The following is a 20,684-nucleotide window of genomic DNA, read 5'->3' on the forward strand; positions in this document are numbered from 1 at the left end:
TCGAGGAGGCGAGCGCATTATGAACCAACCGATGGCAATCGACGAACTGGTATCAGTAGCACAGGCCGAAGCCATGGGGGAGCTTGACGCCCCGATGATGGCGATTGTCCTGTCCAGCGAACAAAGCTACGATTTGCCCATCAATTCCCTTGAAACCGATGCCGACAAGGCCCGCTGGGGATTAATCCTGCGTGCCGCCCGCGAGCATGTGGAAGCGGATGCCGTGGCGGTGCTCTACCCCGCCTGGACCACCATTCGCCACAAAAAGCCCGAGAAGGAGACCGTCGAGGCGGCCGAAGACCCGGCAGAAGACAGCGGCGAAGACGCCGAACCGTCTGGCCCCATTGACACGCTGTTCGTGCAGTTGCACACCCGCGATCACGTCTACTGGCGCGGGTTCGAGCAGATTCGTGACCCCAAGCACCAGCGCATTATCGGGTTCCGGCGCATCAAGGCGCTGTCGACCGACTACAAACGGGATGAGGCGCCGTCGGTGGCCGCATGGCTGAGCACGTTGTTCGAGCCATTGCCGGACGAAGGCGAGGAGACCGATGTGGATCGGGAACTGGCGGATCTGCTGGAGGAGCCGGAAGTGAGCGCCGCACTCTACCCACGGCAGATGCGCGCCTTGCATTGATACACCGCTGACCCGCGGTCGAAAAAAACATCTGGCGGTCGCTACGACGCCAGATGTTTTTTTTGAGCCAACGTCAGATACTGGCCGCCCGTTCGGCGACCCAGTAAAGGCTCAGCCCGCCCACCGCCAGCAGAATGGCGGGCACCGCGGCCCGTTCGTAGAGTCTGAACCGGCTAAACAGGTACAGCGCCGGAAACAGCACCAGCAACAAGCCAAGTTGTCCCAGTTCCACGCCCAGATTGAAACCGGCCAACGCCACCGCCAGTTGTGATACTCCCGACGTCAGATCCCCCAGCACGCTGGCAAAACCGAAGCCGTGGATCAGCCCGAAGCCGAAGGCCAGCTTCCAGGTTTTGCGACCCAGGATGGGCCAGACCACGTTCAGCGCCGCTATCGCGATGGACAGGGCGATCACCGTTTCCACCCAGGCGATGGGTAACGTCACGATGTTCAGGGCGGCCAGCGCCAGAGTGATGGAATGGGCCACTGTAAAGGCTGTGACAATGCCCACCAGCTCAAGCAACCGGGCTTTGAGCCCGCGCTTCTCGACCATACCCCCGGCTGATTGGCGGCGGTTCAGCGGCAAGGTCGCCGGCAGCATCAACACCAGCAGGAACAGGATGTGGTCCAATCCGATCAGCAGATGGATAACCCCCTCGTAAAGAAAGGTCACGAACAGCTGCAGGACGTTCCCTGCGACACTGCCGCTGTTTTCCAGCGCCAGGGTCCGGTCATCGGGGCCCAGCACGCCGAGGCGTTCGTCCTGACTGTCGGTAATGCTGACCAGGCTGCGATGCAGCGGATCCCGGTCAAACAGCAAGCTGTATTCCAGTGTGGCCGGTGGCAGATTGTCCGGGCAGGCGACCTGATAGCGCCCGGCCGCATAGGGGCCATCGCTGTGGCGGGAGAGCCCCCACTGTTGCCCCACCAGCTGACAGCGGCCGGCGCTGTTGCTGAGCGTCAGACCCTGTTCCACCAAGCGCGTGATGTCGGCGCGGGCGCTGCGGACTTCGGCACCGTTGAGCTGACCGTCGCCATTCCCGTCCAGCGGCAGCAGCAGCGCAAGATCCCTGAGGGCCAGGTCGATGCGCACCTGGGACTGGGTCTGGTCCAGGTAAATAAAGCTGTCGCTGGCCTTGTGCGCCCAGCCAGCGGAGGGCAGTGCTAACGACAGGAGCAGGGCAAGGCTGAAGGTCAGCCCGGATAGTGAGCGTTGCCTCATGAGCGTGTCTCCGGATAGCGGGCGTCGGTCTGGTTGTGACGCTGCAGCCAGGCCCGGACTTCCGTGATGGCGGCGTCATCGCCTGCGGCCTCGGCGGCGCGGAGCAACAAGCGGGTGTCCAGCGGCTCACGCTGATCCTGCCAGTTTTCGCGGGCATAGCTGAGGGCGGTCTGATTGTCACCCTCGACATCCAGCGCATAACGCGCAAGGTCGCGCTGATGGAGCAGGTTGCCTCGCCAGCGGGCTTCTGCGAAGCGTTCGTCCAGCATGGCGGTCAGGCGGTCGGCATCGGCATGATCCAGTTGCTTCATGGCGATGGCGCGGATGACTGCGAGTGAGTCGACCTGCTCGTACTGCTCTGTCAGTGCGATGACGGCTTCCGGATCGCCCTTGTTCAGCAGCCAGTCAGCCAGCTGTGCACGCGAGTAGAGATCGTCCGGCGCCAGCACCAGAACGCGTCGCCAGTGTTGCTCGGCGGCCACAAGACCCAGCTGCGCTGCGATATCGGCGAGCGTACCCTCGGCCCAGAGCAGGCTGGTGGTGTCAGCACCGGACGCGCGGTTTGTGAGGGTCAGTAACGTATCGTACGCGGTCTGCGGGTTGCCGGTGCGTGCCTCAACCTGTGCCAGGCAGCTGCCGGCAATCAGGCCGGGAAACACGGTGGCGAGCTGGTTGCACTGGTCCAGGGCTGGCGTGTAGCGGCCTTGCACCAATTCCAGGTTGGCGAGGGTCAGGCTGGCTTGCACCGTCTGCGAGCGATCATCCGATTGCTGGATAACCTGCGTCAGTTGCTGACGGGCAGCGTCAAAGCGGTGCAGGCTCTGGTCGAGCGTCGCGCTCAGAATGTGTAGACGGTCGGTCATCCGCTCTTGCGGCCAGCTGTTCAGCAAAGCCTGCGCGTAACCGAGGTATCGGGGGTCGCCCAGAGAACGGGCTTCGGTCAGATACGCCTGGACGCGGTCGGCTGCATCGCGGGCGGTTTGTGGTGGATTATCGGGAGTCTGGGCACCGCTTGGCAGGGTGATCAGAATTTCCTGATCGTCAAAGTCTGTTTCAATCGCAGCGGGGGCGGCCATCACGCTTTCCATAGCCAGTGCCGTCATCAGCACCGCGATGGAAAAAACCCTGCGCCGAGGCGCAGGGTGGAGGGCCGTCAGCCCCGGTTCGGAGACAGGCTGACGGCAGAGCCCCGAGGATTCAAAACAGGTCGTCGAACGCCCGTTCGTTGTCCTGGTCATTGAAGCGGAACTCCAGTCGGTTGATATTTACTGGCGCGCGAGTTGCGCTGGTTTGTTTGATCTCATTTTTCACGAAGGTTGTGTAATCCACCGAGATACTGAGATCTTGATCCGGTGCGTTATTTTTGCTGGATCCGCTGAAACAGCCGGTCAGCGCCAACGACACGATCAGGGTAATACCGATTCGCAATGTCATGGTGGTTCTCCCTAGATACCGCTATCGTTGGGTGAGCCGGCGAGCGGAGTCGCGAGGTATGGGAAGGCGTCATCCAGTTCCGCCGGATCCAGCAGGACGCCGTCGGTCAGCGGTGCGTCCTTGTTCGGCGCATCGTCGGTCAGTGCACCCATGACAACCCGGAGGGCAACGTCGACGGTATCGTCGATCGGACGACGACCGTTGGGGAAGCCGGCATTATCGCCTCCCAAAACACCCAGATCATCTTGTCCAGCTAATGGGAATGCGGCAATTGCCGGATTGAGACGCAACATTTCCGAGCCGGTGACGCCTACCGGTTGGTTCAGATTCGGTACACCGGTCAGGAATGCGGTGACCAGATCGTTTCTCGGGGTTTCTGGCGCTACCGCGACACCGGCAAACAGAATCTCCAGCAGTGCCGGCAAGGTCGGGTTGGTCACGTAGGTGGCAAACTGACCGTCGTTCATCGGTTCACTGGCGTTGAAGCGATCCTTGTCTTTCAGGCCAATAACCACTTCGTTGACCAGGGGCATACCCAGACGTGACACCTGAGTGAAGGCGCCACCCTCAACGGTCGCACCCTTGCCATTGGCGGTGGGTGCCGGGTTGATCACCCGTGCCTGGCGCACGCTGGCCGTGGTCCAGCCACCGATGACCGGATCGCCGGACGCTGTCTCGGCACTGCCGGTCAAGCAGGCGGTGGGCACTTCCAGGGCGAACGAAGTGATGTTCTTGTCCGCGAGGTCGCCGTCACCTTCACCGTCTCGTGCTCCCAGAGGATTGGTGTTGACCAGGTCGAAGATCTCGCCCAGGTTGACCGCAAAGGCCTCTTTGCGCTGACCGACGAAGACTCGGCCGTCGGTGGTGCAGCCCGGAATGGCGATGTCGAAGATGTGCTGGTTGGCGTAAGCTTCGTAACCACCAGGGAAAGACTTCTCGCCGATGTTATCCAGCGGTTTGGCAAAGGTTTCCATGCCGGTGGTGACGTTGGTAGCGGCCTGACGGGTACCGCTGCGACGGTCACCGCGAATAACCGTCACGGTGTAGTCCTGGCGCATCTGCACGTTGGCGTTGTTACTGGCATCGCCAATGTTTTTCAGCGGCACAGAAACCATTTCGCCGCCGATGTCCAGCTGGATATCGTTCAGGATGTCTTCCATCTGGAACTGGAAGGTGATGTCTTCTTGGGCGTTGCCGGAGTTATCGATATGAATCTCGTAGATCGCGTCCTCGTCTAGATCGAAATAGTTAGGCCCGCCATAGGCGTCCTGGAGGGGGAGGTAATTGGCGATCAGGGTGACAAAATCCGCCCGCCCCGGCTCGTAGCTCCGGAACATGTAGAAATCGGTGCCATCAACCTTGGGCACTTCGGTGATGAAAGGTGCCTCTCGATGACTGGAGGCAGACGCCGTACCTGCTGTCAGGCAGAGCCCGGCAACCGCAAGGGCGAGGCCGGAGCGCTTTATTACTGTATTCATTCCGCTTTCCTCATTTTATTTGGGTATTGCCTTAGAAGTAACGTGGTGGTGCCATAAAAAGTTGCAGAGCTGAGCTAAAAAATCTGGTGTGCTGAATCGCCTGGCCTATGCAACCCTGACGGGTGTTGCTACGTAAAAAAGGTACAAGGGCTCAAACTGAGAACGGAGATGACAATGACAATCACAACCCGTGACCCGGACCGTGAAGAACTGATGCGCCTGTTATTGGCGATTGCGAGGAGCGACCGGCGTGCGTTCCAGCAGCTTTACCAAAAAATTTCTGCACGCATGTTCGGGCTGTGTATGAAGCTGGCGGGTCAGCGGGAGGTCGCCGAGGAGGCATTGCAGGATGCCTTCGTGCAGATCTGGCATCACGCCAGCGAATACCACAGCGATCGGGGCTCGCCCCTGAGTTGGATGCTGACCATTGCACGCTACCGCACGCTCGATCTGATGCGCTCCCGGGCGGTGCGCCGCACCGGCGGTGAGGAACATCTGGAACATCTGGAAGATCAGCGCAGCGGACCGCTGGATGAATCTCTGCGTAACGCCGGCGCCAAACAATTAACCGGCTGTCTCGATGAGCTCAGTGATGTGCAGCGTGACAGCATCCTGTTGTCTTATTATCGCGGGCTTACCCATGACGAACTGGCCATGGCGTTGAGCTCTCCCATCGGAACGGTGAAAAGCTGGATTCGCCGCGGACTGATGGCATTGAAGAGGTGCCTGGAACGATGAAAAAAACGCCGGAACGCATAGAGAGCCTGGCAGCGGAATACGTGTTGGGCTCCCTCAAAGGCCAGGCGCGCAGCCGCTTTGAACGCTGGATGATGGAGTCGGGACGGGTCCGTCAGGAAGTCTGGTACTGGGAAGAAAAGCTGGGTCAGCTGAGTGATCAGGTGCCGGCCCGGGAGCCGCCCGCCTCGGTCTGGCAGGCAATTGAGCACCAGCTTTGGCCGCAGAAGCCGGCCGTACCGTCAACCGGGGGGCGAGGGCTCTGGCCCGCCTGGAGTCTTATGGCAACGGCGGCGGCGCTGGTGCTGGCGGTCATCCTGGTTCAGCAGCCAGACCCGCAGGCCCTGCCGGAGCCCGGTTCACGGCTCTCCGGAGCCATCGTGCAGGCCGATGTCAGTGATCCGCTGTGGCTGGTGAGTGAGTCGGGTGGCCAGCGTCACCTGCGCATGCGATCGGTGGCGGCCAGCTCGGCACAGACTGGAAAGGACTATGAACTCTGGGTCGTGCCGGCGGAGGGCAATCCCCTGTCGTTGGGGGTGGTGTTGGTTGGCGACGTACTTCAGGTAAAGCTGACGGACGAAGCCCGCACCATGCTTCACGAGAGCCGCACCCTGGCGATCAGTCTGGAGCCAGAGGGCGGGTCGCCCACCGGCGCGCCCACCGGCCCGGTGCTGCACGTCACCAGGCTGCATGAGCTGTAGCTCCGGTTGGGCGCGGGGCAGGTATTCAACTTGACGCCAGCAGGGTGATGCACAGCTGGGCGTTCTGGACGAAGTGGCCGAAGGCGGTGAGCTGTTCCTCGGAGGGCACATAATCCCCCGCAGCGTTGTCCGCGTAGAACAGGCCCACCAGGCGGCCCTTGGCCGTGAGCGGCCCGATCAGGGCCGGTACCTTGCCCAGCCAGCGGTCGTAGGTGACACCTTCCTCGACCGGGCGTGGCCGGTATATAAAGCAGTTTGCGTGGGGCAGCAGCCGGCCCAGTGCGCCGGTGCCATCTTTGGCAACCACGAAATCTTCCCGCCAGGTTTCCGTGCCCCGGCCGCCGACTTTGCGGGGCACCAGATTGTGCCCGCTTTTGTCCCCCATCAGCAGGGCCACCCGCTGCATCCCGATGGCCCGGTGTATGCCCTCGATCACCAGTTGGCAGACCTCGTTGAGATTCGGCTTCTCGGTCAGGCTCACCGTCAGGTCCCGCAGGATCTGCAGTTGCAGGTTCGGATCCATCGCCGGTGCGCGAGCTGACTGGCTGCCAGAGCCATCCTGACTACCGGGCATCAGTGCTGTGACCTGGGGAATGCCTAGGGATACCGCGACTTTCGCCGCCTCCTGCGCGTTCACCTTGAGCTGGTCGCGCACCACCGCCGGTGTTTCGCCAATGTCTTTGCCCAGCTGCTCCAGCACGGCATCCATCTCGACGCCGCGCCAGCCATTCTCGGACAACACGGCCATCTCCACCGAGTGGCGCACCAGGCTGGCGGCCATGGAAGTGGCTTGCCCCGGTGCGACCACCTCGCGGATAAACGGTCCCAGCGACCAGGCGTCCACCAGACCACGGGTGATCTCCGTGAACGTGGTGTGGAGTGCCGCTTTCTGAGCCTCCACCGGGGGTTCTTCCAGCCGCAGCCGCTGTTCCAGTTCCTCGGCCTGCTCGGTCTCGCAGGACCAGAACGCCAGTTCGCCGATATTCATCAACAGGGCGCCAATGAACACCTCTTCCAGGGCATGCTCGGTGCGTTTGGGCATCAGGCAGCGGGCCTGAACCGCGGCGTGTATGGCGCGAGCGAGGCATCTCAGCAAATGCGGGCGGTCATTACGCTGCAGCAGCGAATCCACCAGCAGCGAGGAAATGGCCATGGATTTCACCGAATCGAAACCGATCAGGGTAATGGCCCGGCTCACGGTGCTGACCTGGGTGCGGGTCTGGTTGTAGAACACGGTGTTGGACAGCCGCAGCACCTGGGACGTCAGTTGCGCGTCATTGAGAATCACGTTGGCCAGTTCATTGACGGTGCTGTTGGTGCTGTCGGTGAGCTCGTTGATGCGTTTCAGGGTATTGGCCAATACCGGAAGCTCTACCTTACTGAGGTAGGTCACCCATGCCTGGGCAGAATTCATCCTTGCGGGCGTCTGTTCGTTATTGGTGGTCACTGAGTTTGGACTCTCCGCCGCGCGCCTCGGGATTGAAAAGGTTCTTTTAAGGGTTGAGTTTAGCCCAGGGTCGTCGGATGTGTCAGGTAACAAAACGTGTACGGGGATGTACCAATTGGGTCGATTCGGGTTTGGCGGGTGAATGGGCTATAATCGCGCCTTTTACCGGTGCGCCCACAAGGTGCTCACAAGGCGCTCATAAGGCAAGAATGTGATTGTATTTGACCAGGTCCAGAAATCGTACCAGGTAGGCGGGCGGGCGATCCCTGCGTTACACCCTACCAGCCTGACCATCGAGACCGGCGAGGTATTCGGCATTGTCGGGCACTCCGGCGCGGGGAAATCCACCCTCGTTCGGCTGATCAATCTGCTGGAACCGCCCACCGGCGGCAGAATTCTGGTGGATGATGACACCATCACCCACTACGACGCCGCCGAACTGCGCGCCTTCCGCCGCAAGGTCGGCATGATTTTCCAGCATTTTAATCTGTTGTCGTCGAAAACCGTGGCCGACAACATTGCCTTTCCGATGAAGCTGGCAGGCATCTATTCGCGCGCCGAGATTCGTCAGCGGGTCGAGGAACTGCTGGCCCGGGTCGGCCTTGCGGACCACGCCAGCAAGTACCCGTCACAGCTCTCCGGCGGCCAGAAACAGCGGGTGGGTATCGCCCGCGCCCTGGCATGCCGCCCCACCATCCTGTTGTGTGATGAAGCCACCAGCGCCCTCGACCCGCAGACCACCCAATCGGTGCTGCGTCTGCTGGCGGACCTGAACCGGGAACTGGGGCTGACCATCGTACTGATCACCCATGAGATGGACGTGGTGCGTCGGGTCTGTGACCGGGTGGCGGTGATGGACGCCGGCGAAGTGGTGGAAATGGGTGCCGTCAGCGATGTGTTTCTCCATCCTCAACACCCCACCACCCGGGACTTCGTGTTTGAAAGCGAGAATATTGACGGGGATGAAATGCAGCAGGACCTGCAGAAAGCCAATGGCCGTATCCTGCGCCTGACGTTCCGTGGCGAATCCACCTTCAAGCCGTTGCTGGGCAGCGTGGCACGGGAATCCGGCGTGGATTTCAGCATATTGTCCGGGCGCATTGACCACATCAAGGACACTCCCTATGGCCAGCTGACCCTGTCCCTGGTGGGCGGAGACCTTGACGTGGCGATGCAGGCGCTGGAAGCGGCCGACGTTCATGTGGAGGTGGTGCGCTGATGGACGCTTTACTGAGTAACGTGGACTGGGCGGAAATCGGTATCGCCAGCTGGGACACCCTGGTGATGGTGGGACTGTCACTGCTGTTCAGCGTGTTGATCGGCCTGCCGGTTGGCGTACTGCTGTTCCTGTTCGGCAAACGCCAGCTGCTCGAGCAGCCGGTGGCCTATGCGGTGCTGTCTTTCGTGGTCAACGTGCTGCGATCCGTGCCGTTCATCATCCTGCTGATCGTGATGATTCCGTTCACGGTGATGCTGATCGGCACGTCCCTCGGCGTCGCGGGTGCCATCCCGCCGCTGGTGGCCGGTGGTGCCCCGTTCTTTGCGCGACTGGTGGAAACTTCCTTGCGGGAAGTGGATCGCGGCATCATCGAAGCCACGCAGGCCATGGGCGCCAGCATCCGCCAGATCATTTTCGGTGCTCTGCTGCCGGAAGCGCTGCCGGGCATCATCGCCGGCATTACCGTCACGGCGATCACCCTGGTGTCCTACGCGGCTATGTCCGGTGTGATTGGCGGCGGCGGTCTCGGCGACCTGGCCATTCGTTTCGGTTATCAACGGTTCCAGACCGACGTCATGGTGATTACTGTAGCGCTACTGGTCATTTTTGTTCAGCTGCTGCAAATGGCGGGCGACCGTCTGGTTCTGTATTTCAGCCGGAAGTAAATCGACCGTGGGCCGTACTCACACGCTGGATTGATTGCTCATAATTTCTTACAGGAGAACATGCTTATGAACTTCAAGAAAAGCCTGGTGGCACTGGCCGCCGCTGCAACCTTCTCCGGCGCAGTTGCCGCCGACACACTGTCTATCGCGGCTACCCCGGTGCCCCATGCCGAGATCCTGGAATTTGTAAAGCCGCAGCTGGCGGAACAGGGTGTCGAGCTGGACGTGAAGGTGTTCACCGATTACATCCAGCCGAACATTCAGGTGGATCAGAAGCGGATGGACGCCAACTTCTTCCAGCACCAGCCCTACCTGGACGAATTCAATGACGGTCGCGGTACTGACCTGGTCACCGTCACCGGTGTGCACGTGGAACCGTTCGGAGCCTATTCCAGCAAGATCGAATCGCTGGATGACCTGAAAGAAGGCGGCGTTGTGGCTATCCCCAACGATCCCACCAACGGCGGTCGCGCTCTGCTGCTGCTCCAGAAAGCCGGCCTGATCACGCTGGAAGACGAAAGCAAGATCACCGCGACCCCCCGTGACATTGCCGACAACCCGAAGGATCTGGACTTCAAGGAGCTGGAAGCTGCGACCCTGCCGCGTATTCTGGGGCAGGTGGATGTGGCGCTGATTAACACCAACTACGCCCTGGAAGCGGGCCTGAATCCGTCCGAGGATGCGCTGATCATCGAGGGCTCCGAATCACCCTACGTGAACATTCTGGTCGCCCGTCCCGACAACAAGGACAGCGAGGCTATGCAGAAGCTGGCGGCCGCGCTGAAGTCCGATGCGGTAAAAGACTTCATCATGGAGAAGTATGAAGGCGCGGTTGTTCCTGCCTTCTGATCTTTGTTGAGTCTGAAAAAGGCCGGGTTCCGTTGGAATCCGGCCTTTTTCGTGTCTCGATTGGCCGAAATGACGTTGTAGGTGTCGCCCATGTCATAGAGCCTTGCTGTTCATTCGGTGTACAAATGTCGCCGGATGCAATAACAACAAGCGCAAGGAACATGACGATGACACTGACCGCCTCCGTCCGGGCCTGGTCCCGGCTTCCGGCCCTGTTTCTGTTACTTTCTGTGTGTGCGCTGGCGTCGCCGGCCCAGGCCGGCCTGTTCGGTCTCGGGCAGGATGCCAGGGACACCAACCCGGGTAAGACCCGGCCGGTCATCTTCGTTGGCAATAACTGGGAAGGCACCGTTGACGTAATCGATGCGCAGACCTACAGCAAGGTCGGCCGCATCAATGGCATTCCCGACAAGCGCCAACGGATGACGGAAATTCTTTTCAATCCGGTGCGACTGGTGTTTTTCCAGGCCGTTCGCCTGTTTATCGGCGAGGGTAACGACCAGTTCGTGGATGATATGTACAGTACCCCGGATGGCCGCCTGCTGGTGGTGTCCCGCCCCAGTTTTGCCGACGTGGTCGGTATTGAGGTTGCCAGCGGCGACATTGCCTGGCGTTTTGAAGTGGATGGTTACCGTTCTGACCATATGGCGCTATCGCCGGACGGCACCCGGGTGGCGGTATCGGCGTCTACCGGCAATGTGGTGCATGTGCTGGACGTGGAGACGGGTGAGGAAGTCGGCCGCTTCCCGACCGGTAATTCACCCCACGAAAACCTCTATTCCGAAGACGGCAAGCGCATCTACCACGCCAGTATCGGCTATGTGTTCACGCCGCTGGATCAGGATTTGATGGAATTTACTAAAGGCGAACGGCTGTTCCAGGTAGTGGACGCTGAGAGCCTTGAAATCCTCAAGCGGTTTGACATGAAGGATAAACTGGAAGACGCCGGTTACAGCGATCTGAGCCCGGCCATCCGGCCCATGGCCCACACGCCGGACGAGCGGTTCTTCTATTTCCAGCTGTCGTTTCTCCACGGTTTTATCGAGTACGACATGGAAGCAGACCGTGTGACCCGCCGGGCGGAGCTGCCCAACCTGATTCCCGATGTGCCGCAGGAGGTGTACATCAACGATTCCGCCCACCACGGCATTGCCATGAACGGCCGCGGTGACACCCTGTGCGTGGCTGGAACCATGAGCGACTATGTGGCCATCGTGGATCGCGAGACGTTCAACCACGACATTCTCACCGGCCTGGGTGAGAAGCCCTATTGGGTTACCACCAACGAGGCCGGCGACCGCTGCTATATATCCTGGAGTGGCACGGATCAGATCTCAGTGATTGATATTGATACCGCCACCGAGATTGTCCGAGTGGACGTTGGCGACCACCCCCAGCGCATTCGCGAAGGCCGGGTGCCGCGGGACTGGTAAACAGAAAGGCCGGGCATGTGCCCGGCCTTTTCATTGCGGATGCGGATGATCGCGAGCGGATGCTCAGTCACCGCTCCAGTTGGCTTTCGGGTCCGGTGTCATCCGTAGGTAGGATTTCACCGCCTTGTAGCCTTTCGGGAACCGTTGCTTGATTTCATCCTCATCCTGCAGCGACGGTACGATCACCACATCATCACCACGCTCCCAGTTGCCCGGGGTCGCCACCTTGTGCTCGTCAGTGAGCTGCAGCGAGTCAATCACCCGCAGCACCTCGTTGAAGTTACGGCCGGTGCTGGCCGGGTAGGTGATGATCAGGCGGATCTTCTTGTTCGGGTCAATCACGAACAGGGAACGCACGGTCAGCGTGTCGTTGGCGTTGGGGTGAATCATGTCGTACAGATCCGCCACGGTGCGGTCGTGATCGGCGATGATCGGAAAATTCACCGCGCAGCCCTGGGTTTCGTTGATGTCCTTGATCCAGTCTTTGTGGGAATCGACCGGGTCGACGCTCAGGGCGATGGCCTTGACGTTGCGCTTGGCAAATTCCTCTTTCAGTTTGGCGGTCAGACCCAGTTCGGTGGTGCACACGGGGGTGAAGTCAGCCGGGTGCGAGAACAGCACGCCCCAGCCATTACCGAGCCAATCGTGGAAGCGGATGGTGCCGTCGCTGGAATCCTGTTCGAAATCCGGTGCGGTATCTCCAAGACGTAAACTCATAGCGTTCTCTCCTTTGCGTGGTTTAGCAAACCTATACGATACTTCTTGGTGACGGATGAGGTGAATACAAGGGGATCGGATTCACCTCATCCGTATTCTCAGCTCCGGACGCCCAGGGCTTTTTCCTTCTCGAAGTGCTCGCGGGTGAGTTTGAAAACCACCGGGCTGAGCAGCAACAGTGCAATCAGGTTGGGCAGTGCCATCATGGCGTTGAGGGTATCCGCCACCAGCCAGATAAAGCCCAGGTTGATGGTCGCGCCCACGGGAATGGCCAGAATCCACAAAACCCGGTAAGGCACGATGGCCTTCACGCCGAACAGGAACTCCACGCAGCGCTCGCCGTAGAACGACCAGCCGAGAATGGTGGTGAAAGCAAAAACCGCCAGGGCAATGGCGACCACGTAGTTGCCGAAGCCGGGCAGGCCGCTCTCGAACGCCAGTGACGTCAGGGAGGCGCCGGTTTCCCCGGAAATCCAGGCGCCGGAGGTGATGATCACCAGGCCGGTGATACTGCACACAATGATGGTGTCGATAAAGGTGCCCAGCATGGCCACCATGCCCTGGGTGACCGGGTTCTTGGTCTGTGCCGCAGCATGGGCAATGGGGGCAGAACCGAGCCCGGCCTCGTTGGAGAAAATGCCGCGGGCGACCCCGAAGCGGATTGCCGCCCACACGGCGGCCCCGGCAAAGCCACCTTCGGCGGCCACCGGGCTGAACGCGTGGGTGAAGACCAGACCAAAGGCGGCCGGAATCTGGTCGGCGTTAATGGCTAACGCCACCAGACCCACCAGCACGTAGGAAATGGCCATCAGCGGCACCAGAGCGCTGGCCACATGGCCGATGCGGCGAATGCCACCGATCAGCACCATGCCCACCAGCACCATCAGGATCAGTCCGGTCAGCCAGGTGGGCATGTTGAAGTTGGTCTGCAGTACATCCGCCACCGAGTTGGCCTGAACCGTATTGCCGATGCCAAACCCGGCGATGGCGGCGAAGATGGCGAAGACCACGCCCAGCCAGGCCCATTTCTTGCCCAGGCCATTGCGGATGTAATACATCGGGCCACCCACGTGGGCACCGCGTTCGTCCACTTCGCGGAAACGCACGGCCAGTACCGCTTCGGAGTACTTGGTCGCCATGCCCACCAACGCTGTCAGCCACATCCAGAACAGGGCGCCGGGACCGCCCAGGAACACGGCAGTGGCGACACCGGCAATGTTACCGGTGCCGACGGTGGCAGACAGCGCGGTCATCAGCGCCTGGAACGGCGGAATTTCACCGTCGCCTTCCGCGCCGGAGGCGGAGCGGCCTTTCCACATCAGCCTGAAGCCGGCGCCAAGCTTGAGGATCGGCATCAGCTTCAGGCCAAGGCTGAGGAAAAGCCCCACACCGAGGATCATGACCAGCATGGGCGGGCCCCAGACCAGTCCGTTAACGGTACCTATAAAGTTTTCAATGGCTTCCATGGGATCTCCCTGAGTTTTGCCAACGTTTGCCAAAGAGTGTGGTGAGCATTCATTGCCCGTATAAGGGCATAACTGCTTGAGTTTAGTCAGATATTTTCATCTGTAAACCGTTTGCCGCGTGAATTTGCCGGGGTAAGGGGCGTTTCCGTCAAAAGGGTGATTGGATTTGGTGCCGGATGGGGTACTGTTGAGTCTGATGAGACTGACGTCCGTATCCATTCGCTTTTTTTGAGGGGCTCCATGCCACAGACCGCCTTTACACCGGCGCAGCCGGCGACCGCAACCCTGAATTCAGCCACGGCAGACAGCCGCGTTGTTGATGCCAACGGCCTGTCGTTCTGTGTCGAGACTCGTGGCAACCCCGAGGGCGAGCCGGTGCTGTTCATCATGGGCCTGGGCGCCCAGATGACGCTCTGGCCAGAGGCGCTGCTGGACCATTACGTCGACGAAGGCTACTACGTGATCCGGTTCGATAACCGGGACATCGGCCTGTCGTCCCACCTCAAGGACCGCCTCGAGGGCCACCCGGTGTCGATGATGGCCCGCTCCCGCGTGGGGCTGCCCATTCCCGCCCCCTACACCTTGCGGGATATGGCCGGGGATGCGGTGAGTGTGCTTGACGCCCTGGGCGTTGGCAGTGCCCATCTGGTGGGCGTGTCCATGGGCGGCATGATCAGCCAGGTGGTGGCGTCGGTCTGGCCAGAGCGGGTGCGCAGCGCAACCCTGATCATGACCTCCACCAACAGCCCGCGCTTGCCCATGCCCCGCTCAAAACTGATCTGGCGGCTGGCCGGCATCGGTGCCAAGGGGCACGATGAGGCCGCGGTGGTGGCCCGCTCCCTGGAGTTCTGGAAAGTGATCCAGAGCCCGGCGTTTCCGCCTGACGAGGAGGATGTGCGGGCACGGCTGATCCGGGATTATCGCCGTAGCTATCACCCGGCGGGTATCCTGCGCCAGACCCGCGCCATTCTGGCTACCGGCAGCCTGTCGTCCCTGAGCCGCCGCATCCGGGTTCCCACGGCAATTATCCACGGTGCCGCCGATCCTCTGGTGCGGCCGGTGGCGGCGGAACAGCTCAAGTATCTGATTCCTCACGCCCGTCTGGAACTGATTGACGGCATGGGCCATGACCTGCCGGCGCCGCTGCTGGCGCGTTTTGCCGACATCGGGCTTTCGGTGGCGCGGGCGCCGGCCTGAGACGGACAGTGATGCGGGGCAGGCTATCCACAATTAGCCCCTACTTCCCGCTTTCATTTCCGGCGCAGTTGCCTATGTTTATAGGAGATCGGATCGGTCTTCCGACGGTGTATTGACTGGATAACGGGTGAGGAGAGTTACCCATGCGCTCATTGAAAGTATCGGATGTCATGTGGAATCACATCGAGCCTGTGCGATGTGGTACAGCCCTTACGCGGGTGGTAAAAGTGCTGCTGCAGAATCACGTCAGCGGGTTGCCGGTGGTGGATGACCATCGTAAGGTGATTGGCTTCATTTCCGAGCAGGACTGCATCCACGCGCTGCTGGTCAGCAATTACCATTGCGAGGGGGATCCCATCGTGGACGACGTCATGTTCCGCGAGCCGATCACCATTTCGCCGGAAATGGCGATGGTGGACCTGGCCCAGAATCTGGGTGCTGGAAAGCCCAAGGTGTTTCCGGTGGTGGATCATGGCCGGCTGATTGGTATAGTGACCCGCACAGCCATACTGGCGGAACTGGCCAGATCCGGCTGCGGCATCGAGCTTCCAAAGTTTGCTGCGGCGGAAGACTGACCTGCGCTGACAACCGACCGAGGACACCATGGAACTGCTATCGACCACCGCCTGTTTCGAGGGTGAACACCGTCGTTACCGGCATACCTCTGCGGCCCTGGGCTGCGACATGGAATTTGCCGTTTTCCTGCCACCGGCCGCCGTTGGCAGCCAGCCACGCAAGGTTCCGGTGCTGTACTGGCTGTCAGGGCTGACCTGCACCGACCAGAACTTCATGCAGAAGGCGGGCGCCCAGAAACGCGCAGCCCGGCTGGGCATGGCCATTGTCTGTCCCGACACCAGTCCCCGGGGGCTCGGTTTGCCCGGCGAGGACGACAGCTACGATTTCGGCAGCGGAGCCGGCTTCTACATCAACGCCACCGAGCAGCCCTGGGCGCCCCACTACCGGATGTACGATTACGTGACCCGCGAACTGCCGCAAATGGTGGAGGCAGAACTGCCGGTGACGGACCGGCGGTCCATCAGCGGTCATTCCATGGGCGGCCACGGAGCACTGATTTGCGCCCTGAAAAATCCCGGGCACTATGCCTCGGTGTCGGCGTTTGCCCCGATCTCCAATCCGACGGAGTGTGCCTGGGGGCAAAAAGCCTTTACCGGCTATCTGGGGGAGGATCGGAGCCGCTGGGAGGAGTGGGACGCCACGTTACTGATTCCGACCGCACGGGAACGGCTGCCGCTACTGATTGATCAGGGCACGGCGGATGAGTTTCTCGAAACCCAGCTGAATCCCGAAGCGCTCGCGGATGCCTGCGAGAAAGCACATCACCACATCAACCTGCGGATGCACCGTGGCTACGACCACAGCTACTTCTTCATTGCCTCGTTTATTGATGATCACCTGGATCACCACGGCGCCGCGCTGGGTTTGACGTAAAACGTCCCGGCATTGTTGGCGCGGTCAGGAAAGTCCCCACAGCAGACTGAAGTCCATGGACGGCATGACTTCAGGTTCTTCCAGGGCCAGAACGCTGTACAGCGGTTCACTGCAGTCGCGCTCGATCGTATGGCTGTAGCGCTTGCCTTTGGGGCTGAAGATGGCCTGAACAAAGGGCCCGCGGTGCCGCACCGGGCGGCGGGTAACCAACCCCACCTCGTCATTGCTCAGGCGCACCAGGGTACCGGGCGGATAGTCGGTCAGAATGGTCAGCAGGGCCCGGGGGATGGCCGGACGCAGGATCTGACCGTCCGCCAGGGAAGCGATCAGTTTGCGGGCGTCGGTGGCGTTCATCCGTTCACGGTAGGCGCGCTTGGTGATCATTGCCACGTAGCGCTCGGCTAACGACAGCATCTCTGCTTCCGCGCAGATGTCGGTGCCGCTCAGGCCCTTCGGGTAGCCGGTTCCGTCAGCCTGTTCATGGTGCTGGGCGATGATCTCGAGCAGCGCCTTGTTGCGGATACCTGCGGCATGAAGTGCCTGCATACTGCGTTGGGGATGCTTGCGGATGACCGCGCGCTGCTCGTCGTTGAGAATCATGCGCGAGGCGTTGAGTTGATCCGCTACCGGCACCAGGCCGATGTTAGCGACCAGCGCTGCACTGGTGAGCATGCTGGTGCGGGCCTTGTTGAGGCCAAAGGCGCGGGCGACGGAGTGGCACAGAAGGCCGTAGAACAGGATCTGTTCGTGAATGGTGGGTTCGACGGAATACAGGTGGACCAGTGCGAGGCTGGCATCCGGGGATTCGTCGCAGATGCGTTCGATTACCCGGGTCAGCCCCAGCAACCGTTTGAGGGCGTTTTCCTCGCCCGCGGTGATCGCCTTAAGCGTGGTTTCCAGGGTTTTCAGGAGTATCGGGTATTCCGCGAAGGGGTTCAGTTGCCCGGTGGCGTTCGGCTCGTCCTGGGCGCGCTCAATGACCCGCGGATGGAACAGTCCGCGTTCGAAAAGCTGCTCCAGCTGCATGTTGCTCTGAATCACATAGCCCTGGCACAGCAGCACAGTGCCGTCGGCATCATAGACGGTCCACGGCAGGGGTTTGCCCACCACCAGAGCGCCGGGGGCGATACGAACAAGAGTCGACACGGATTGTTTCCCAGAATGTTGTTTTTCAGATGCTCGATTCTAACTCTGAATCGATGTTCAACTCCATACGCATGTCTGCAGGATGTTGTGGCGTAGCCGCAAGAGAACAAACCACTGGCCGGCGTCTAATTTTGTTAAATTTGGTAGTGGTGCAGCGAACGTTCAATGCGCTTGCGGTATTCTAAGAAAGCGTTGTGATGGGCCCGGGTATTTGCGGGGCCCAGTATGCTGCACCTGACAACAAGACCGAACTGGACGCTGCATGTTTTACCGCCTGAAAACCGACTTCCGGTTATCGATCATTACAATGCTTGGCGCGAGCGCAATCCTCGGGATTACGCCTTTCGCCATCATGCGGTTCCTGCGGGGCAATTTCGTTGCCGGTGTTGTGGACACCGGTATCCTGTTCGGGATCGTTGGCACCCTGGCTTATGCCTGGATCACCGGCGACACTCGCCGCAGTGGCCTGTTCCTGGCGGTGCTCTGCTGCAGTGGTGCGGTGATTGTCGGGGTCGTGGTCGGAGAACCGGGGCTGTTCTGGCTCTACCCATGCCTGGTGACGTCGTTCTTCCTGACCAGCCCGAAGATTGCCACGTTCATCAACATAGCGTCGGTTGTGGCGCTGCTGGTCCACGGCATGGCATTTAATTCCGATCTGCAGATGTGGTCGTTCGCCGCCACCGCGTTTGTGGTCAGTGCCTGCGCCTACGTGTTTGCCTACCGCAATGACGATCAGCGCCGCCGGCTGGAACATCTGGCCACCATTGATCCCCTGACCGGTGTCAAGAACCGTCGCTCCATGGACGAAGAGCTGAAACTGGCGCTGTACAGCGCCGACCGCAACCGGACCTCCTACGGTTTGGCGCTGTTGGATATTGACCACTTCAAGCGCATTAACGACACCTATGGCCACGGCGTGGGCGATCAGGTGCTGTCGGAACTGGTGGCGATGATCGAGCAGAATACCCGCAAAACGGACCAGCTGTTCCGTTATGGTGGCGAGGAATTCGTGTTGCTGTTGCCCGGTGTCGACAGCACCGGGCTGCGGGCGGTGGTGCACAATCTCCAACAGGTATTGCGCAAGTACATGCACTGCCCCGGTGGGCCGGTCACGGTGTCGTTCGGTGTTGCCAGCCTACGGCCGGGCGAGTCGGTGGATGCCTGGCTGGCCCGGGCCGATGCGGCCTTGTACCGAGCCAAGGAAACCGGTCGCGACCGGGTCGTGTTTGCTGATCAGGAGCGAGGCGAGCTGGGCACTGCGGCGGGCGCGTAAAGAAACAGTCTGAGCCCGAGCAACACACCGGCGGAAGCCAGCCCGCCGGTCAGCCCTACCCAGAATCCTGCTGCCCCCATGGCCGGCACCAGCCAGTCGGTGAAGGTCAGTACATAGCCCAGCGGCAGTCCCACGCCCCAGAACGAGAACAGCATGATCAGCATCGGGATGGCGGTGTCCTTGTATCCTCGCAAGGCGCTGATGCAGGTGACCTGAATCACGTCGGCGATCTGGAAAAACGCGGCAAACACCAGCAGGCTGATGGTCACGTCCTGAACCGCGGCATCGCTGGTGTAGAGCGCTGCAATTCCCTCGGAAAACACAAACAGCAGGATCGCGAACACCAGCGCCACCGCCGACGCCAGGATCAGCGAACTGCGGGAGATCAGGCGGGCGGTATCGGGAGCGCCGGCGCCGATCAGGAAGCTGACCCGCAGTGTCAGCGCCATGCCAATGCTCAGTGGCAACATGAACAGCAACGACACCACGTTCAGGGCGATCTGGTGCCCGGCAACCACCACCGGCCCCAGTGGCGCCAGGAACAGGGCGATCACCGAAAACAGGCTGGCCTCGACAAAGATGGTAAAGCCGATGGGAATGCCCAGTTTTAGCACGTAGCGAATACCCGCCAGGTCCGGTTTTGCCCAGTCGGCCAGCAAATGAAAATGCCTGTAGACTGCACTGCGGTTGAGATACACCAGCAGCGCAATGGCGGCGGTACCGTTGGACAACGACGTGGCCCAACCGCAGCCCACGCCACCCATGGCCGGCAGTCCCAGTTTCCCGTAAATGAAAATGTAGTTCAGTGGCAGGTTGATCAGCGTGCTCAGCACCGAGAACGCCATGATCACGCGGGTGTGACCCAGGCCATCGGTGAGCCCCCGCAGTGCCGTCATCAGCAGCATCGCCGGCACCCCCCAGGCGAACGCGTCGAGATAGCCCTGGGTGATGCCGGCGGTGCGCGGTTCGAGGTTGAGCAGACTGAGTACCGGGTGCACATGGGTCAGCAGCAGGATCATGATGACCGACCCGGCCGCCGCGATGTACAGCCCCTGCCAGGTGGCCGGCATGATTTTCTCTGTCGTGCGGGCGCCGTTGTATCCGGAAATGATGGGCTGCAGCGCGCCCAGCAACCCCATGAAAAACAGGAACAACGGCATCCACAGGCTGCTGCCGATGCCGACGGCGGCCAGATCTTCTGCGCTGGCATGGCCGGCCATCACGGTATCAATGACGCCGTTGGCCATTTGCGCTACCTGAGCAATGAGGATCGGCCCCCCCAGGATGGCGAGGGTTTTCCACTCGGTGAACGTGCGCCGTATCAGGGGCTGTCGGGTCGCCGGGAGTGGCTGATGGATATCGTCCATGGGCGAGAGCGGGCCTTGCATCGGGTGAATGGTATGAAAAGGCTAGAAGCCGAACGCGGGCATCTTACCCCATCGTCGCCCATGCGGGCATTGCGCCTTTCCATTACCTCGTAGTGGTCTTTGCGGCCGGGAGTCTGCGAACTGGCATCCGCGCGCCAGTACTGGCAAAATCCCCGCCCAATGGCTGGCGCGACGCTGCCGGCACGCCTTTTTTGACACGATTCCTCAGCCCAAACGCACAGGATGAAA

Annotated in this window: 20 protein-coding genes; 11 read left to right on the forward strand and 9 right to left on the reverse strand. The window is 60.9% G+C overall.

Annotation, left to right across the window (positions count from 1 at the left end):
- Nucleotides 1–19: 19 nt before the first annotated feature.
- Nucleotides 20–637 (forward strand): hypothetical protein, encoded by a 618-nt coding sequence (locus MLC70_RS13605; RefSeq protein WP_248184659.1) that lies wholly within the window; start codon nucleotides 20–22, stop codon nucleotides 635–637.
- A gap of 73 nt (nucleotides 638–710) precedes the next feature.
- On the opposite strand, the gene MLC70_RS13610 is transcribed toward MLC70_RS13605, so the two are convergent.
- From MLC70_RS13610 to MLC70_RS13625, 4 genes are all read right to left on the reverse strand, one after another.
- Entirely contained in the window at nucleotides 711–1,859 is a 1,149-nt protein-coding gene (locus MLC70_RS13610) for a HupE/UreJ family protein (RefSeq protein ID WP_248184661.1), read from the reverse strand.
- The gene (locus MLC70_RS13615) at nucleotides 1,856–2,962 is read right to left on the reverse strand and encodes a tetratricopeptide repeat protein (protein ID WP_248184664.1); all 1,107 of its coding nucleotides are present in this window, start codon (nucleotides 2,960–2,962) and stop codon (nucleotides 1,856–1,858) included. The genes MLC70_RS13610 and MLC70_RS13615 overlap by 4 nt, the downstream gene beginning before the upstream one ends.
- Before the next feature lie 94 nt (nucleotides 2,963–3,056).
- A complete protein-coding gene (locus MLC70_RS13620) occupies nucleotides 3,057–3,293 on the reverse strand; it encodes a hypothetical protein (protein ID WP_248184669.1) in 237 nt (78 codons plus the stop codon).
- An 11-nt stretch (nucleotides 3,294–3,304) separates the two neighbouring features.
- Entirely contained in the window at nucleotides 3,305–4,771 is a 1,467-nt protein-coding gene (locus tag MLC70_RS13625; protein ID WP_248184671.1) for a DUF4331 domain-containing protein, read from the reverse strand.
- Between the two features lie 174 nt (nucleotides 4,772–4,945).
- On the opposite strand from MLC70_RS13625, the gene MLC70_RS13630 reads away from it, so the two are divergent.
- Together MLC70_RS13630 and MLC70_RS13635 are read left to right on the forward strand one after the other, a co-directional pair.
- A complete protein-coding gene (locus tag MLC70_RS13630; RefSeq protein WP_248184673.1) occupies nucleotides 4,946–5,509 on the forward strand; it encodes a sigma-70 family RNA polymerase sigma factor in 564 nt (187 codons plus the stop codon).
- The gene (locus MLC70_RS13635; RefSeq protein ID WP_248184675.1) at nucleotides 5,506–6,207 is read left to right on the forward strand and encodes an anti-sigma factor; all 702 of its coding nucleotides are present in this window, start codon (nucleotides 5,506–5,508) and stop codon (nucleotides 6,205–6,207) included. Before MLC70_RS13630 ends, MLC70_RS13635 begins: the two co-directional genes overlap by 4 nt.
- 25 nt (nucleotides 6,208–6,232) lie before the next feature.
- Here the strand turns inward: MLC70_RS13635 and MLC70_RS13640 are convergent, their stop codons facing one another.
- Entirely contained in the window at nucleotides 6,233–7,654 is a 1,422-nt protein-coding gene (locus tag MLC70_RS13640; RefSeq protein ID WP_248184677.1) for an HDOD domain-containing protein, read from the reverse strand.
- Between the two features lie 211 nt (nucleotides 7,655–7,865).
- On the opposite strand from MLC70_RS13640, the gene MLC70_RS13645 reads away from it, so the two are divergent.
- The 4 genes from MLC70_RS13645 (at nucleotide 7,866) to MLC70_RS13660 (ending at nucleotide 11,820) form a co-directional block, all read left to right on the forward strand.
- On the forward strand, nucleotides 7,866–8,873 hold the full coding sequence (locus tag MLC70_RS13645) for a methionine ABC transporter ATP-binding protein (protein WP_248184678.1): 1,008 nt from the start codon (nucleotides 7,866–7,868) through the stop codon (nucleotides 8,871–8,873).
- Entirely contained in the window at nucleotides 8,873–9,538 is a 666-nt protein-coding gene (locus MLC70_RS13650; protein WP_248184680.1) for a methionine ABC transporter permease, read from the forward strand. The genes MLC70_RS13645 and MLC70_RS13650 overlap by 1 nt, the downstream gene beginning before the upstream one ends.
- A 66-nt stretch (nucleotides 9,539–9,604) precedes the next feature.
- Nucleotides 9,605–10,387 (forward strand): MetQ/NlpA family ABC transporter substrate-binding protein, encoded by a 783-nt coding sequence (locus MLC70_RS13655; RefSeq protein ID WP_248184682.1) that lies wholly within the window; start codon nucleotides 9,605–9,607, stop codon nucleotides 10,385–10,387.
- A 167-nt stretch (nucleotides 10,388–10,554) separates the two neighbouring features.
- Complete coding sequence (locus tag MLC70_RS13660; RefSeq protein ID WP_248184685.1) at nucleotides 10,555–11,820, forward strand: YncE family protein; 1,266 nt, start codon at nucleotides 10,555–10,557, stop codon at nucleotides 11,818–11,820.
- A 63-nt stretch (nucleotides 11,821–11,883) separates the two neighbouring features.
- Here MLC70_RS13660 and MLC70_RS13665 read toward each other — a convergent pair whose 3' ends face one another.
- Nucleotides 11,884–12,537: a peroxiredoxin gene (locus MLC70_RS13665; protein ID WP_248184688.1), complete on the reverse strand. Its 654-nt coding sequence runs from the start codon at nucleotides 12,535–12,537 to the stop codon at nucleotides 11,884–11,886.
- 98 nt (nucleotides 12,538–12,635) lie between these two features.
- Nucleotides 12,636–14,003, reverse strand: a complete 1,368-nt coding sequence (locus tag MLC70_RS13670; protein ID WP_248184694.1) for an alanine/glycine:cation symporter family protein — start codon at nucleotides 14,001–14,003, stop codon at nucleotides 12,636–12,638.
- A gap of 240 nt (nucleotides 14,004–14,243) precedes the next feature.
- Between MLC70_RS13670 and MLC70_RS13675 the strand changes: the two genes are divergently transcribed.
- From MLC70_RS13675 to fghA, 3 genes are all read left to right on the forward strand, one after another.
- Nucleotides 14,244–15,200, forward strand: coding sequence for an alpha/beta fold hydrolase (locus MLC70_RS13675; RefSeq protein WP_248184699.1), 957 nt, complete (start codon nucleotides 14,244–14,246; stop codon nucleotides 15,198–15,200).
- Between the two features lie 143 nt (nucleotides 15,201–15,343).
- Entirely contained in the window at nucleotides 15,344–15,775 is a 432-nt protein-coding gene (locus MLC70_RS13680; RefSeq protein WP_248184700.1) for a CBS domain-containing protein, read from the forward strand.
- Nucleotides 15,776–15,803: 28 nt separating this feature from the next.
- A complete protein-coding gene (gene fghA / locus MLC70_RS13685) occupies nucleotides 15,804–16,649 on the forward strand; it encodes an S-formylglutathione hydrolase (protein WP_248184703.1) in 846 nt (281 codons plus the stop codon).
- Between the two features lie 24 nt (nucleotides 16,650–16,673).
- On the opposite strand, the gene MLC70_RS13690 is transcribed toward fghA, so the two are convergent.
- On the reverse strand, nucleotides 16,674–17,795 hold the full coding sequence (locus MLC70_RS13690; RefSeq protein ID WP_248184705.1) for an HD-GYP domain-containing protein: 1,122 nt from the start codon (nucleotides 17,793–17,795) through the stop codon (nucleotides 16,674–16,676).
- A 262-nt stretch (nucleotides 17,796–18,057) separates the two neighbouring features.
- On the opposite strand from MLC70_RS13690, the gene MLC70_RS13695 reads away from it, so the two are divergent.
- A complete protein-coding gene (locus MLC70_RS13695; protein WP_248184706.1) occupies nucleotides 18,058–19,068 on the forward strand; it encodes a GGDEF domain-containing protein in 1,011 nt (336 codons plus the stop codon).
- On the opposite strand, the gene MLC70_RS13700 is transcribed toward MLC70_RS13695, so the two are convergent.
- Nucleotides 19,029–20,435 carry an MATE family efflux transporter gene (locus MLC70_RS13700; RefSeq protein ID WP_248184708.1) on the reverse strand — a complete coding sequence of 469 codons (1,407 nt, stop codon included), beginning with the start codon at nucleotides 20,433–20,435 and terminating at the stop codon, nucleotides 19,029–19,031. The two genes, MLC70_RS13695 and MLC70_RS13700, sit on opposite strands and share 40 nt — an antisense overlap.
- Nucleotides 20,436–20,684: the final 249 nt, after the last annotated feature.

This window comes from Marinobacter goseongensis (genome assembly GCF_023156235.1).
GTDB classification, from domain to species: domain Bacteria; phylum Pseudomonadota; class Gammaproteobacteria; order Pseudomonadales; family Oleiphilaceae; genus Marinobacter; species Marinobacter goseongensis.